8 protein-coding genes are annotated in these 15,298 nt (G+C 47.4%); 6 read left to right on the forward strand and 2 right to left on the reverse strand.

The window, feature by feature from the left end; translation table 11 throughout:
* Positions 1-145: 145 nt before the first annotated feature.
* Together ACLHR0_RS30825 and ACLHR0_RS30830 are read right to left on the reverse strand one after the other, a co-directional pair.
* Positions 146-925 (reverse strand): response regulator, encoded by a 780-nt coding sequence (locus ACLHR0_RS30825; protein ID WP_429050639.1) that lies wholly within the window; start codon positions 923-925, stop codon positions 146-148.
* Entirely contained in the window at positions 907-4,074 is a 3,168-nt protein-coding gene (locus ACLHR0_RS30830) for a ligand-binding sensor domain-containing protein (protein WP_436491613.1), read from the reverse strand. The genes ACLHR0_RS30825 and ACLHR0_RS30830 overlap by 19 nt, the downstream gene beginning before the upstream one ends.
* A gap of 199 nt (positions 4,075-4,273) precedes the next feature.
* Between ACLHR0_RS30830 and ACLHR0_RS30835 the strand changes: the two genes are divergently transcribed.
* The 6 genes from ACLHR0_RS30835 (at position 4,274) to ACLHR0_RS30860 (ending at position 15,147) form a co-directional block, all read left to right on the forward strand.
* Complete coding sequence (locus tag ACLHR0_RS30835; protein WP_436491614.1) at positions 4,274-5,299, forward strand: glycoside hydrolase family 43 protein; 1,026 nt, start codon at positions 4,274-4,276, stop codon at positions 5,297-5,299.
* Between the two features lie 19 nt (positions 5,300-5,318).
* Positions 5,319-7,166, forward strand: coding sequence for a glycoside hydrolase family 2 protein (locus ACLHR0_RS30840; RefSeq protein ID WP_436491615.1), 1,848 nt, complete (start codon positions 5,319-5,321; stop codon positions 7,164-7,166).
* Positions 7,167-7,168: 2 nt separating this feature from the next.
* Positions 7,169-9,223, forward strand: coding sequence for a beta-L-arabinofuranosidase domain-containing protein (locus tag ACLHR0_RS30845; RefSeq protein WP_436491616.1), 2,055 nt, complete (start codon positions 7,169-7,171; stop codon positions 9,221-9,223).
* A gap of 77 nt (positions 9,224-9,300) precedes the next feature.
* Positions 9,301-12,462, forward strand: a complete 3,162-nt coding sequence (locus tag ACLHR0_RS30850) for a SusC/RagA family TonB-linked outer membrane protein (RefSeq protein ID WP_429063172.1) — start codon at positions 9,301-9,303, stop codon at positions 12,460-12,462.
* Between the two features lie 19 nt (positions 12,463-12,481).
* Positions 12,482-14,434: a RagB/SusD family nutrient uptake outer membrane protein gene (locus ACLHR0_RS30855; protein ID WP_436491617.1), complete on the forward strand. Its 1,953-nt coding sequence runs from the start codon at positions 12,482-12,484 to the stop codon at positions 14,432-14,434.
* A gap of 11 nt (positions 14,435-14,445) precedes the next feature.
* Positions 14,446-15,147 (forward strand): DUF3823 domain-containing protein, encoded by a 702-nt coding sequence (locus ACLHR0_RS30860; RefSeq protein WP_429050632.1) that lies wholly within the window; start codon positions 14,446-14,448, stop codon positions 15,145-15,147.
* The last annotated feature ends 151 nt before the right edge of the window (positions 15,148-15,298 follow it).

Genomic DNA, 15,298 nt, shown 5'->3' on the forward strand with positions numbered 1-15,298 from the left:
ACAGTAATAATCGATTTAATGTTTCGTGTGATGTACTTTTATGGCGCTGAGAAATCAGCGCACATATGTGTCAGATGCCAGTTTCCGGACCTTTGAATATTGCTAATATATTATTTTTCCGGCGGGGAAGCAAGATTAAGTTTGGCTACCGCTCCTTCTCTGCCTGTATCTGCGCTACATATCTCGACGGTAGTATCCCGAACTGTTTCTGAAAATTCTTTCCAAAATTAGTCAGGGAAGCAAAGCCGCAAAGCTCCGCCACTTCATTCACTTTGTATGATCCGGTGGATAATAAAGACGCTGCTTTTTTCAAACGTGCGATATTGATCAGCTCATGAGGCGTAAGATCGGATATCGCTTTTATTTTACGATAGAAAGTAGGGCGGCTCATGTTCATAAAATCTGCCAGCTGTTCCACATCGAGATCAATGTTATTGAGATGCTGGTTGATCAGGTCATTCAGCTTTTCCAGGAATTGTTCATCGGCGCTGGTATAGGCCATGCTGCGCAGATGCACCAGCGGAGTACTGGCATAATAGGATTTTATTTTATGACGGTTGCTGAGCAGGCTCGCAATTTGCGCCTGCAGGAATTCAGGTGAGAATGGTTTTTCAATATAAGCATCGGCGCCGAGTTCAAGCCCTTCTATTTTCGATTGCATTGTATTGCGTGCCGTAAGCAGGATCACCGGAATATGACTGGATACAAAATCCGACTTAATAATACGGCATAGCTCAAAGCCATCCATTACCGGCATCATCACATCACTGATCACCAGCTGCACGGGCTGCTCCTGCAATAATAGCAAGGCGGCCTGCCCGTCGCGCGCAGTGATTACTTTATATTTATCTTCCAGGTCGTCTGCAATGAAAGAAAGTATTTCTTCATTATCATCTACCAACAGTATCAGCGGCTTGTTTTCCATTTGCTCAGGTTAAATTCTATTTCCTGGTGAACAGGCAAAGTAAGTGAAAAAACATTTAGTGTCCCATCGGTCGGCAGCAACTCGAGGCTACCTTTGTGCAGCAGCGTTAATGATCTTGAAAGGGATAGCCCGATACCTGTACCGGATTTATCGGCCGTGGCCTTCGCACGGAAGAATGGCTCAAATATTTTGTCCTTCATTTCAGCAGGAATAATGTATCCGTCGTTCTTCACCAGGATAGTAAAAGTGGCATCGTTTTCATCCACCGGCTGCAGGTGTATGGATGCTTTGGTAGCGGCATACCGGATAGCATTGTTGATCAGATTGCCCAGTATCTTATGTAGAGCTTCCGCATCTACATAAGCAAAAAAATGAAGGCTTGATAACTCTATTTTAAACCGGATATCCTGCTGCTCCGCTGCTGGCGTAAATCGCAGATGGTTTTCTTTCAGCAGCTCAGAAATATCAGTACGCACAAAATTCAGGCTGAAACCATTGATCTCTGTTTTGCGGAAGTCGAGCAACTGGTTGGTTAACTCCAGCAGCCGGTCGGTATTGCGTTCCATGATGCGCAGGTTTTTCTGGATCAGTGGTACCTCATCGGATTTGCGGATCACCTTTTCCATCGGCCCCTTGATCAGCGTAAGTGGTGTCCGGATCTCATGCGCGAGATGTGTAAAGAATTCAATTTTCGCCTGGTATAACTCTTTTTCTTTTTCATGCTCCAGCAATTCAAGCTGCCGTTTCTGCTTTTGCTGCGCACGCTGATGATACCACCGGATAATAAAATAAGCCAGGCTGCATAGCAGGACGATGTAGGCGGCATATGCCCAATAGCTGGCCCAGAAGGGTGGGAGGATAACAATAGTAAGCACACGCGGCGTAATGCTCCAGCTGCCGCCACTGCTGGCCGACTTCACCATAAACCGGTAAGTACCGGGCGGTAATTTGGTAAAGAACGCCTTCCGGTTAGTTTCCAGGTAAGTCCAGTCACGGTCAAGCCCTTCCATTTTATATGTGTAAGCCGTCATCTCCGGGGAAGTGTAGCTCAGCGCCGCAAAGTTGATGCTAAAAGAGGATTGGTCGTGCGATAAAACAATCGTATCCGTCAGGAAAATAGATTGTTTCAGGATGTCGCCCACCTGGGCTTCTTTATTATACACCTGGAAGCCGGTAATATATACGGGTGGCAGATAACTGTTACGCACAAACGACTCGGGGTTGAAACGGATCAATCCTTTTACACTGCCAAAATACATATTGCCACAACTGTCTTTATAAGCGGAATTATAATTAAACTGATCATTTAATAAACCACTGGCTTTAGTATATACCACTGCATTTTCAGTGGCGGGTGTAAAACACGCCAGCCCTTTGGAAGTAGTTACCCACAGGCGGTCGCTCTTGTCTTCCAGGATAGAAAATATCATATTACTAAGGAAACCATGCCGGGTGTTGTAAGTCGTAAAATTATTACGCTGCCGGTTGTACAAACAAAGACCATCATCTGTGGCCAGCCATAAACGATGGTGGCTGTCTTCAAAAATTCTGTTCACGCGGTTGTTGCTCAAACTGGTGCTGTCATGTGCATCATGCAGGTAAAGCCCTTTCTTCCCCGTGCGGCGGTTATAGAAATATAATCCGTCCCTCACCGTGCCTAACCAGATAGTGCCTTCCCTGTCTTCGAAAACAGCCGTATAAAAAATATAATGAGGTACTTCTTTTACGGTATTAAATTCATCACGGGAACGGCTATACTCATATAATCCCCAGGTAGTACATATCAGTATATTATCGTTGCTGGTACGCAGCAAGCTATAGATAAAACCACTGTGCAGCTGATGTGGCCCGTCACCCGGTGCATAGTGCCGGATAAATTTTCCGCTGGGGATATCCATGACATCCAGGCCATGCTCGAAAGTGCCTATCCAGAGGGAATCCCCGGTAACCAGTAAACCATGAAGATTGGTATGCGATAAACCCGGTGCATGTTTATCCAAAGGCCGGATGGCCGAAAAACTGCCATCCGATGGGATGAACTTATTCAGCCCCCCATCTTCGGTACCTATCCACAAATGACCATATTTATCGGGATGAATCTCTCTCACTGCGTTACCACTGAGAGAAGAAGAACCTGTTTTCGGAAATAGCTTTTCGAAATACGTATAAGGTTGTGGAAAATAATTGGTGCCGCCAAAGTAAGTGCCTACCCATATGCCGCCTTCTTTATCTTTACAAATATTATAAATGGCATTATCAGAAACAGAGTAAGGATCATCATAATTTTTTTTCAGGTTGATGATCTTACCGCTTTTAATATTATAGATATAGATACCGGATTCCGATGCAATCCAGTATTCATCATCGTTCCGGCGGATAATGTCCCTCACATACAATTCAATACCGGCTGTATCCCTGGAAAGGAAATCTTCGTAGGCACGTGTCCGTGTATTAAACAGTTTTAAGCCCTGCCCTGCGGTACATGCCCAGATGGTATCCCTGCCCATTGGTACAATTTTCTGGATAGCATAGGAATTGGGTTTGGCAGAATGTGTGAAGAGGGAATAAGTGGTAAAATTGTTTTTGTCGTAATGATAGACCGCCATATTGCCCGCCGAAGAGCACAACCAGAGGCGTCCTTCGCCATCCAGGCAAACAGAGGAGGCGTCCCGGAAGCCGGGGACTTCTGTCAGACGGTCGGTTGCTGCCTGGTAGCGAAACAGGCGGCCTGCGGATATAATCCAGATATTTCCCTGCCTGTCTTTTGTGATGGACCGTACTTCTCCCTCCGTTTTTCTACTCAGCTCGCGGAACTGTTCATTACGCGGATTATATATAAATACCCCTTTGTCCGATCCTACATATAACAGGCCGTCATCGTCCTGGAACAGGCAGAGGATGTAGTTGCCACCAATACTTCCCGGCTGCTCTGTTCGCCTGAATACCCGGAAGGTGTAACCATCGAACCGGTTCAAGCCGTACATCGTTCCAAACCACATAAACCCCTGTTTGTCCTGCAGCGTGCAGATAACGGCGTTGTGCGACAAACCGTTCTCTACCTGGTAATGTACAAAACCGGGCGACTGGCTATATAGCGCCCCGCTTAGCAGCAGCAACATGAACAGGATATAATAGCGGATTTTTGGCATGTGTTCGTTTAGTGGAAAGCTTAAAACTAATGGTTTTTCCGCTAAAACCCACCACCATCCGGCTAAAAGCTAAAATGATACAAAAGAGATAAAAATTGAGATAAATGGGCAAACAAGTATTCAGCGGATAGTCTTTCTTTGGAGAAGTGTGTTAAGCGTGAAATATACACTTAAATAAGCCATCTTCTAAATCCATGTTATGAAAAGTAGCCAACTACTTTCACTGGTATTTTTACTGTTTATCAGCGGGATATGCCGTGCCACTTCTGAGGATACCACTGGTATGTTCAAAAATCCTTTGCTGAGCTCCGGCCCCGATCCCTGGGTGGTAAGCCACAACGGTATGTATTATTATATGCATACCACAGGTCATAACCTGGTGATGCGGAAAACAAAAGGCATGTCGGCGTTGGCGCAATCCACTCAAAAAGTTATATGGACACCACCAGCCAAAGGACCCAATGCGAGGGATATCTGGGCGCCCGAACTGCACCGTTTAAATGGGAAATGGTATGTGTATTATACCGCCGGATCGTCTGATAGCATTCATCCGCAACACACATTTGTGCTGGAAAATACGGCCGCCGATCCAACCACCGGCAGCTGGACTGATAAGGGACAGATCACCGATCCCGCCCATCCGGAGCACTTCGCCATTGATGGCACCCTCTTACAATATAACGGCAATAACTATTTTATCTGGAGCGGGCATAACGGAAAAGATGCGGTACAACGCCTGTATATCGCCCGCATGAAAGATCCCTGGACACTGGCCTCTTCAAAAGTAGAAATAGCTGCGCCTCAATATCCATGGGAACAAAACGGGATAAATGAAGGCCCCGAAATCCTCCGGAATGCCAAAGGAGAAATCTTCCTGGTCTTCTCCGCATGCGGGTGTTGGACAGAAAATTATATACTCGGTATCATGAAATTAAAGCCTGGCGCAGATCCGCTGCTGCCGGCCAGTTGGACTAAATCGCCTGATCCCGTATTGCAAAGCAAGCCGGAGAACGGCGCTTATGCACCAGGACATAACGGTTTCTTTAAATCGCCGGACGGAAAAGAAGACTGGATCATTTATCACGCCAACTCAAAAGCCGGACAGGGATGTGGCAATCAACGTAATCCCCGCATACAAAAGATCACCTGGAATACAGACGGCACGCCTTTTTTTGGCGAACCGGTGAAAATAAATACATGGGTCACTAAGCCTTCAGGAGAGTAAAATCACTTTAAGAAAATATATGAAAAAGAAGTACCTATTTTTTGCACTGGCACTTGGATTGGGCAGCAGTACAGCAATAGCACAACAACAGGATTGGAAAATAGTGGGAGGTAAGATCGCTACTTCCTGGAGCGAACAGGTATCGCCGGCAGCTACGTTGCCGGAATATCCGCGCCCGCAGCTGGTTCGCGGCAACTGGAAAAATCTGAACGGATTGTGGAATTATGCCATCAAAGCAAAAGAGGAAAGTCAACCTACCATCTGGGACGGCAAAATACTGGTACCCTTTGCTGTTGAATCAGCACTTTCCGGCGTAGGCCGTACTGTGGGGAAAGACAGCATACTGTGGTATAACACCACGCTCACGCTGCCTTCCGGTATGCAGGGTAAAAAGATATTGCTGCACTTTGGTGCATCCGACTGGCGTACTACCGTATACGTTAATGGCAAAGAAGCCGGCAGCCATGAAGGCGGCTTTGATCCATTTACCTTCGATATCACGTCATTAGTAAAAAAGGGTAAACAGGAAATTGCAGTAAAAGTATGGGACCCCACCGACGATGGCGATCAGCCAAGAGGCAAGCAGGTGAAGCGTCCGGAAGGAATCTGGTATACCCCGGTAACCGGTATCTGGCAAACAGTATGGGTGGAAGCCGTAGCAGATACTTACATCACTTCTACCAAACAAACACCCGATATCGACCAGGAAACACTTACGGTAGCAGCTAATGTGGAAAACTTAAAAGCAGGTGATGTAGTAAAAGTAACCGCATTCGATGGTGGTACCAAAGTAGCAGAAAGCGCCATCAACGGAGAAAATGCTGTATTGAAAATAGCTTCGCCAAAGTTATGGTCGCCGGAATCCCCTTTCCTCTACAACCTCACCCTCACGGTTACACGAAAAGGCAAGGTAGTAGACGAAGTGAAAAGCTATTTCGCCATGCGTAAATCTTCCATTGGAAAAGATGCCAATGGCGTAGAACGCATGCTGCTGAACAATAAATTCGTATTCCAGTATGGCCCGCTGGATCAGGGCTGGTGGCCCGACGGATTATATACCGCCCCCACAGATGAAGCCCTGAAGTTTGATATCGCACAAACCAAAGCAATGGGCTTTAATATGATCAGGAAACATATTAAAGTTGAACCTGCACGCTGGTACTATTACTGTGATCAGCTGGGTGTGCTGGTATGGCAGGACATGCCGAGCGGCGATCTCGGAAACGGCTGGGAGCCACGTCCCGGTATTATCGGGCGTGGCACCGATCAGCATCGCTCAGCTGAATCAGAAAGCTACTACCGGAAAGAGTGGAACACCATCATTGATGAATTATATAACTATCCCTCTATTGTAGTATGGACGCCATTCAACGAAGCATGGGGACAATTCAAAACAGTGGAGATTGCAGAATGGACCATGAAGAAAGATCCGTCCCGCCTCGTGAATACTGCCAGCGGCGGTAACTTTTACCCGGTAGGACATATCATCGACCTGCATAACTACCCCGAGCCAGCAATGCCGGATCCGGCCATATATGGCGATAAACGCGCCATCGTGCTGGGTGAATTCGGCGGACTGGGATTGCCGGTGAACGGACATGTATGGCAGCAAAAAGATAACTGGGGATACCAGAGCTTTAAAAACGAGGAAGATCTTTTTAAACGCTACAGCGGGTTCACCGACAGATTGGAAGCACTGATCAAACAAGGACTATCAGCCGCCGTATACACACAAACCACCGATGTGGAAGTGGAGACAAACGGCCTGATGACCTACGACCGGAAAGTGCAGAAGATGCCACTGGACAAACTGAAACTGATTCATCAGAAATTGTATAACCCGGCCTTGGTAACTATAAAACCATAATGATGGAAAAGCGAAAGTTGTTTGGCTTATTGATGCTTTCTGCTTTTTTTGTTGGTCTTATCCCGGCGGATGCAGCGCATCCGCCGGGTGCCAGGGCTGACACCAATACCTTTGTGGCCCCCGTTTACCAGGCCCTTCCACTCGGCGCAGTAAAGCCACAGGGCTGGCTGCTGCACCAGTTGCAAATCATGCGCAACGGAACCAGCGGCCATCTCGATGAAGTATATGGTAAAGTGAAGAACGACAACGGCTGGCTGGGCGGAAAAGGCGACGGCTGGGAGGAAACACCCTACTGGCTGGATGGCGCAGTACCCCTGGCCTGGCTGCTCAACGACAAAGAACTGAAAAGTAAAGTACTCCGCTATATCAACTGGACCCTCGATCACCAGCGGCCTTCCGGTTATTTTGGTCCGCTCACCAAAACCGAGCGGGAAAAGAATATAGCCATTGGCGTTAGTAATGCCGCCGACGGCGACGACTGGTGGCCAAAGATGGTGATGTTGAAAGTACTGCAACAATATTATACGGCCACAAATGATCCCCGTGTTTTACCTTTTATGACGCGGTATTTTCACTACCAGTTGCAGGTATTGAAATCCTGCCCGCTGGGCAAATGGACAGAATGGGCCACCTCCCGTGGCGCTGAAAACGTAATGGTAGCCCAATGGCTGTACAGTATCAATAAAGACAAACAACTGCTGGAACTGGCAGCACTGCTGCAATCACAGGCATTTACCTGGAGCAGCTGGCTCGGCAACCGCAGTTGGGTAATAGATGCGGCTGCACAGCAAAACGACCAGCACTGGATGCGCCGTCACGGTGTAAACGTAGGCATGGGACTGAAAGATCCCGTGATGAACTACCAGCGCACCGGCGACAAAAAATACCTGCAGGACCTGCACACCGGCTTTACCGACCTGATGAACCTCCACGGCTTGCCGATGGGCATCTTTTCCGCCGATGAAGACCTTCACGGTAACGCACCTACGCAGGGAACTGAACTGTGCGCCATTGTGGAAGCCATGTTTTCCCTGGAGGAAATTATCGGTATCACCGGCGATCCTTTATATATGGAAGCATTGGAACGCATGACCTTTAACGCACTGCCTACACAAACAACCGACGATTATAACAACAAACAATATTTCCAGGTAGCCAACCAGGTGAATATCAAAAGAGGCGTATTCAATTTTTCCCTGCCGTTCGACCGGGAAATGAATAATGTACTGGGTATGCGCAGCGGTTATACCTGTTGCCTGGCCAATATGCACCAGGGCTGGACGAAGTTCGCCTCACACCTGTGGTATGGCGCTGCCGGTAACGGCCTCGCGGCGCTTACTTACAGTCCCAATGAAGTAACGGCTCAAGTAGGAAAGAATCATACCCCTGTTACCATTCACGAAGAAACCGGCTACCCGTTTGAAGATCAGATCCGTTTCCGGATGAACATGCGGGAGCCAGTTGCCTTTCCCCTCCAACTGCGTATCCCCGCCTGGTGCGATGAAGCAACAATACTACTCAACGGCCGGAAATTACGTTCCGAAAAAGGCGGCCAGATCATTACCCTGAACCGGAGCTGGAACAACGATGATCAGCTGGTACTGCAACTGCCCATGCAGATACGCACTTCCAACTGGGGCCGTAATTCACGCACCGTGGAAAGAGGACCACTCGTATATGCGTTAAAGTTAGAAGAGCAGTGGGAGAAAGGACATGATGAAGTGGAAGGCGATTATTTCAGTGTTTACCCCAAAGGTGAATGGAACTACGGCCTGCCTGAAAAGATCATCCGCGAGCCGGCAAAGTACCTGAAGGTGAGCACCGTGAAACCGGTAACAGACACATTCGTATGGAACCTGGCACATGCGCCGGTAACGATCACCACCACCGGTAAACAACTCCCTGAGTGGAAACTGGTGGATGATGTGGCGCCCCAACCCGTAACAGACCGGAACGGTATTTATAAAGGTAAAGTAAACGACAAAGAAACCAGTATTACACTGGTGCCCTATGGTTGCACCAAAGTGAGAATTGTAGCATTCCCGGTAGTGAAATAAACAATAGCGTAGCATATTTCAACCAAAAAGACAGCATGTAAGACTGATAATTTAATAAGACCACACAAACATTTGTTATGAAAAAACGATTACGTTTCCGCAATTTAATCCGGAAGGTGATACCGGGCGGCTATTGCCGGCTATTCACGGTATTGTTGCTTTCCTTGGGCCTGATGGCCCATGCTGCGCCTGCAGACATGGTGATTACCGGTAAGGTAACAGACGATAAAGGAATACCACTGGTAGGAGTAACAGTGAATATAAAAGGCACCAATAAAGGAACCGCCACAGATGGCGGCGGAAATTACTCGCTCTCTGTTCCGGAAAACAACGCCGTACTGGTATTTTCCTATGTAGGATTTCTGAAACAGGAAGTACCATTATCGGGCAAAAAAGTAGTAAACGTACAACTGGAAACGGATAGCAAAGGATTGGGAGAAGTGGTAGTGGTAGGGTATGGTACACAAAAAAAGGAATCCCTGACAGGCGCTATCTCCGGCGTAACCAGCAAAGACCTGGAAAGGGTACACGCTTCTACCGTGAGCGCCACGCTGGCGGGTAAAATACCGGGCGTGTCTTTCCGTATGCCCGACGGCAGACCCGGCGCAGGCGCCAACATCCAGATCCGTAATTTCGGAAATGCCCTGTATGTAATTGACGGTATTCAGAAAGATGCCGGCCAGTTCAACAACATTTCCCCCAACGACATTGAAAGCATCACCGTACTCAAAGATGCTTCCGCCGCTATTTATGGCGTAAGGGCCGCAAATGGGGTAGTAGTGGTAACCACCAAAAGAGGTAAAATGGGAGCGGGAAATACCATTAACGTAGATGCCTATACGGGATGGCAGAACTGGTCGAGATTCCCCAAAACGGTAAATGCCTATGAGTGGATGCTCGGTAAAGCCGATGCCGAAATGAATGACGAAAACCCGCATACAGATATCACAAGGGAGGAACTGGAGAAGTGGAAAGCGGGAACAGAAAAGGGATACAGGAGTTTCGACTGGTACGATTTTATTATCAAGAAAAATGCCCCGCAGAATTCTATTAATGTGAATGCTACGGGCGGTTCTGAAAATATCAACTACTATCTTTCCCTCACACGCCTGGATCAAAAATCGGTGCTGGGAAGAGAATTTGATTTTAACCGTACCAATATCCAGAGTAACGTGGATGCCAAAGTGGCGAAGCGTGTAAAAGTAGGCGTACAGATCAACGGTCGTATTGAGCAACGCGATAACCCCGGCGTTCCCGGCGGCGACGACTATTGGGCGCCCCGCTTCGCACTGTTCCGCAACAGGCCTACAGAAAGGGCATACGCCAATGATAACCCGTTGTACCCGAATGATATCGGCCACAACACGGAGAACTGGGCGGTACAGTCAAAAGCCATCTCCGGCTATTGGACGGAAGACTGGCGCGTGCTGCAAACCAACTTCAACGCTACTTACGAAACACCTATCAAAGGGCTCACACTGAAAGGAATGTATTCCTACTATTTCGCTGACAAGCTGATGAACGGTCACGAATATACGTACGATACCTACACCTACCAGGAGGCTACGGATACTTACCTGCGTACCGGCGGAAGCTCCAATCCCTGGAGGGAACGCGGCACGCATAAAGTGCTGGAAAACGTATTGCAGGGCCAGATCAACTATAACAACACTTTTGGTAAACATACCATCGGCGCTACATTGGTGTCTGAGCGCATCAAACGCCGGGAGCTGGATGTGTGGGTGCATGCAGTGCCTAAAAGCAACCTGCTGCCACTGATCCAGTTTTCCGATATGGATACTTACAATGACAACGACTGGACAGAAGCCCGTGTGGGTTATATAGGTCGTTTAAACTATAGTTTCAGTGACAAATATTTCCTGGAAGTAGCCGGCCGTTACGATGGCTCCTGGAAGTTTACACCAGATAAAAGATGGGGCTTCTTTCCGTCTATCTCCGGAGGATGGAGGTTAACAGAGGAACCTTTTGTTAAAAACCTGCTGGGAGGAAATTCTATTCTCACAGAATTGAAATTAAGGGCTTCCTATGGAGAACTGGGTGACGATGATATTGGTATCGGCGCCTACGACTACCTGCCCGGCTATACGTACGGCACGTCTACTGTAATCCTGGATGGCACCATTATCAGGGGCTCCCGCGATAAAGGTGTTCCAAACGACCGTCTCTCCTGGTTTACCAGTAAAATTGCTGACGTAGGGCTGGATTACCAGTTGTGGAATGGAAAAATATCCGGCTCGCTCGATTTCTTCAACCGTAAACGTTCCGGGTTACGTGGCCGCAAGTACGATGTACTGGTGCCAAGTGAAATTGGCTACAACCTGCCGGATGAAAATGTGAACAGCGATTCACAGCGGGGCGGCGAATTCTCTGCTGCCTATAACGGCCAGGCAGGTAAAGTGAGCTTTATGATTGGCGGTAACGTATCTTATTCCAGAAGCAGGCTGCTCGAAACCTATAAGCCGATATGGGGCAACTCCTGGGATCATTACCGGAATTCCATTGAAGACCGCTGGAATGGGATCTACTGGGGATATGAAGCCATCGGCCAATTCCAGTCGCAGGATGAAATCAATAAATACCCTGTGAATGTGGACGGACAAGGCAACAAAACTTTGTTACCGGGAGATATCATCTATAAAGACATGAACGGTGACAACGTGATCAATAACCTGGATGAAAGACCTATTGGCTATCAAACAACAGGTAACCCTACCGTTAACTTTGGTTTAAACTTCGGCGTAAGATGGAATGGTTTTGATTTTGCAGCCGACTTCTCCGGTGGTTCCATGTATTCCTACAATCAGAACTGGGAAATGAGATGGCCCTATCAGAATGGCGGCAACCTGCTTAAACAGTTCTACGACGATCGCTGGCACCGTGAAGATCCTTTTGACCTGAACAGCAAATGGATTCCCGGTAAAAACCCACCACTGCGATTCAACAAGGGCGGTCATAGTAACTATAACAAGGCATCTACTTTCTGGTTGCATAATGTACGTTACCTGCGCTTGAGAACAATGGAAATTGGCTATTCTATTCCTCAGCAAATACTGGACAGAATTAGGTTTAAGAAGGTAAGGGTATACGTAAATACCTACAACCTATTCTCGTTCGATAACGTAAAAGACCTTGGAATAGAACCGGAAATAGCAGACGAGAACGGGTTGCAATATCCGCAGAATAAGCTGGTAAACATTGGTTTGAACTTTACTTTCTAAGTAATTAATAAGATTCGTTATGAAAAAAAGTTTGTTATATATAGGTCTTTGTGTACTCGCTTTGAATACGGGTTGCAACAGGGACAAAGACTTCCTGGACGTGCCACCGTCCAACATCCTGCAGAATGAGCAGTTATGGAATGATGAAGGGCTCATCCTTTCCGTACTCGCCGATCTGTACGACCGTTACCCGGACAGGCAAACAGATGTTGAGAATTCGCCGATACCTTCAATGGTGGTACAAACCATAGATAACTGGGGCGAGTTTGCCCGCTTTGATGAGGCCTTCGCATCTGAAAGCGGCCAGTACTGGCGGCATAGCGCCAGCGACTATCCTTATGTATTTCCCGGTATGATTGTAAAAGGTGGACGCGAAGTGACCTATTGGGATTATGCGTATATCAGGGAGTTGAATATATTCATCGAAAAGTGTGGAGCCTCCACAAAACTGAAACAGGAGGTAAAAGACAGGTTTGTTGCCGAAGCCCGTTACCTGAGAGCGGTGGTATATTTTGAAGAAGTAAAAAGGGTGGGCGGTGTGCCGTTGATATTGCAGGCAATGGAGTATGACTACAAAAACGATCCTGCTTATCTGCAACATCCGCGTGCGAAAGAATCAGAGATCTATGATTTTGTGATCAGCGAAATGGATACGGTAAAGAAATATGTGCCTGCAAGCCCCGTGAGTAAAACCCGTGTAACTGTAGGGCTGGCGCTGGCTACCAAAGTCAGGGCGGCATTGTATGCCGGTTCTATTGCAAAACACGGCGCAGAAACACCGCAGGTGTCATTGCCCGGTGGAGAAGTAGGTATCCCCGTTTCAAAAGCAAATGCTTATTATACTACTGCCCTGCAGGCAGCACAGGAACTGATTGCCACCGGCAGTTATTCTTTGTACAAAAAGAATTCGGATAACATCACGCAGAATTTTGTCAGTCTGTTTATCGACAAAGGTTCCAATCCGGAAGTGATTTTTGCAAAGGATTACAAATTGCAGAGCGGACGTGTGCAACCCTGGACCTTGTGGAGCCAGCCACGTTCCAATGCAGAAGAGCAGCAGGGCGGCCGTTTAAACCCGTCGCTGAATCTCGTACAGTCGTTCGAGTTACTGGATAATACTTTTGCCCCGCTTCCCATCAATGCGGCAGGTGGCGGTTATATGTACTATAGTGATCCGATGGATTTGTTTGCCAACAGAGACCCTCGTTTAGCCGCTACTGTTATGTTACCCGGATCTGAATTTAAGGACAAGAAAGTAGATATATGGGCCGGTTATATTAAGAAGGATGGCAGCATTGTTACGGGTGACAACTTCGGGGCAAAAGCCAAGCTGGAGCCGAATGGACCGGATGTGCAGGTAGTTGGATTTGACGGGCCGGTAAATAACCTGGAGTTCAGCGCCCAATCCGGTTTTATTATCCGCAAGTATATGGATCCCACCGTTGGATCGGGCCGTATAGGCACTCAAAGCGAAGTATGGTGGATCCGTTACCGTTATGCAGAAGTGTTGCTCAATGCTGCGGAAGCAGCGTTTGAACTGGGGCAGGCAGGTGTGGCAGCCGGTTATATCAACGAAGTACGTGAAAGGGCTGGGTTCAAAACCCCGCTGACGGCTGGGCAAATCACCTTCGACCGGATTGTGCATGAAAGGAAAGTGGAACTGGCATTTGAAGGTCACGAATTCTGGGATATGAAACGCTGGCGCCTGGCACATAAGGTATGGAATGGTGTGAAAACACCATTGACTACTACACCTGGCACTGCAACTGCGGTAAGTAACCGGGTATTTGCCCTGTGGCCTTACAAGGTATACGATCCGGGAGGCGCCAATAATGGTAAGTATATATTTAAGCAGGTATTGCCGGGAGCGGTTACTTCCGCGCATCTGTTCCGGATGGGAAATTATTATGGGTATATCGATGACGATATCCGGAATAATAATCCTAAAATAGTAAAGAATCCTAACCAGTAAAGCGAATTATTATGAGAACTAAAATTCAGTATATCATACTCATTGCATTAGGTATATTTTCTGCCTCCTGTAAGAAAGATAACTACAAGGCACCCTCCAGTACTTTTAATGGAAGACTGGTATACCAGGGAGAGCCGGTAAATGTTAGTTACAACGATGTATATTTTGAACTCTGGGAACCTGGTTGGGGAAAAAGCATACCCATCAACGTTAATGTAAGCCAGGATGGTTCATTTTCCGCATTGTTGTTCAATGCGGCCTATAAGCTGGTGATTCCCGCTTCACAGGGCCCTTTCAGGTCCATTCCGGACAAAACAACCAATACAGACACCATACCGTTGACGATCTCCGGCAGCCTGCAACAGGATATCGAGGTAATGCCGTATTACATGATCCGTTCTCCGAAATTTACAGCAGTGGCGAAAAAGCTCACGGCTACCTTTAGTGCGGAAAAGATCATTAAGGATGTTAATGCGCGGGATATTGAGCGGGTATTCCTGTATGTGTGTAAAACGCAGTTTGTGGATGGTCGCAATAGCATTCAAACAGCCGATATGGCCGGTGGCGATATCGTTAATCCTGCGAATATCAGTCTGCAGCTGGATATACCGGACGTGGTGCCGGCACAGCCTTCCGTATTTGCACGGATTGGTTTAAAGATAGCAGGCGTAGAAGATATGCTTTTCTCCCCCGTACAGGAGATTGCACTGTAGAGAATGATGAACAAACATTCACATGAAGCTGTCTCATAAATAAATGAGGCAGCTTTTTCATTTTAGGCTTTAAGGATGGTTTTATCCACAATTTGCAGTTGAAAAAAAGGGAAGTTGTAAGTGTTTACGCACCAGAAGTTATTGTGTAAAT

Source organism: Chitinophaga sp. ARDCPP14, assembly GCF_051362515.1.
In the GTDB taxonomy this organism is placed as follows: domain Bacteria; phylum Bacteroidota; class Bacteroidia; order Chitinophagales; family Chitinophagaceae; genus Chitinophaga.

Excerpts from the sequence above, each read along its gene's own strand:
- ACLHR0_RS30825 (WP_429050639.1), bottom strand. The coding sequence starts at position 925 with ATGGAAAACAAGCCGCTGATACTGTTGGTAGATGATAATGAAGAAATA.
- ACLHR0_RS30830 (WP_436491613.1), bottom strand. The coding sequence starts at position 4,074 with ATGCCAAAAATCCGCTATTATATCCTGTTCATGTTGCTGCTGCTAAGC.
- ACLHR0_RS30835 (WP_436491614.1), top strand. The coding sequence starts at position 4,274 with ATGAAAAGTAGCCAACTACTTTCACTGGTATTTTTACTGTTTATCAGC.
- ACLHR0_RS30840 (WP_436491615.1), top strand. The coding sequence starts at position 5,319 with ATGAAAAAGAAGTACCTATTTTTTGCACTGGCACTTGGATTGGGCAGC.
- ACLHR0_RS30845 (WP_436491616.1), top strand. The coding sequence starts at position 7,169 with ATGGAAAAGCGAAAGTTGTTTGGCTTATTGATGCTTTCTGCTTTTTTT.
- ACLHR0_RS30850 (WP_429063172.1), top strand. The coding sequence starts at position 9,301 with ATGAAAAAACGATTACGTTTCCGCAATTTAATCCGGAAGGTGATACCG.
- ACLHR0_RS30855 (WP_436491617.1), top strand. The coding sequence starts at position 12,482 with ATGAAAAAAAGTTTGTTATATATAGGTCTTTGTGTACTCGCTTTGAAT.
- ACLHR0_RS30860 (WP_429050632.1), top strand. The coding sequence starts at position 14,446 with ATGAGAACTAAAATTCAGTATATCATACTCATTGCATTAGGTATATTT.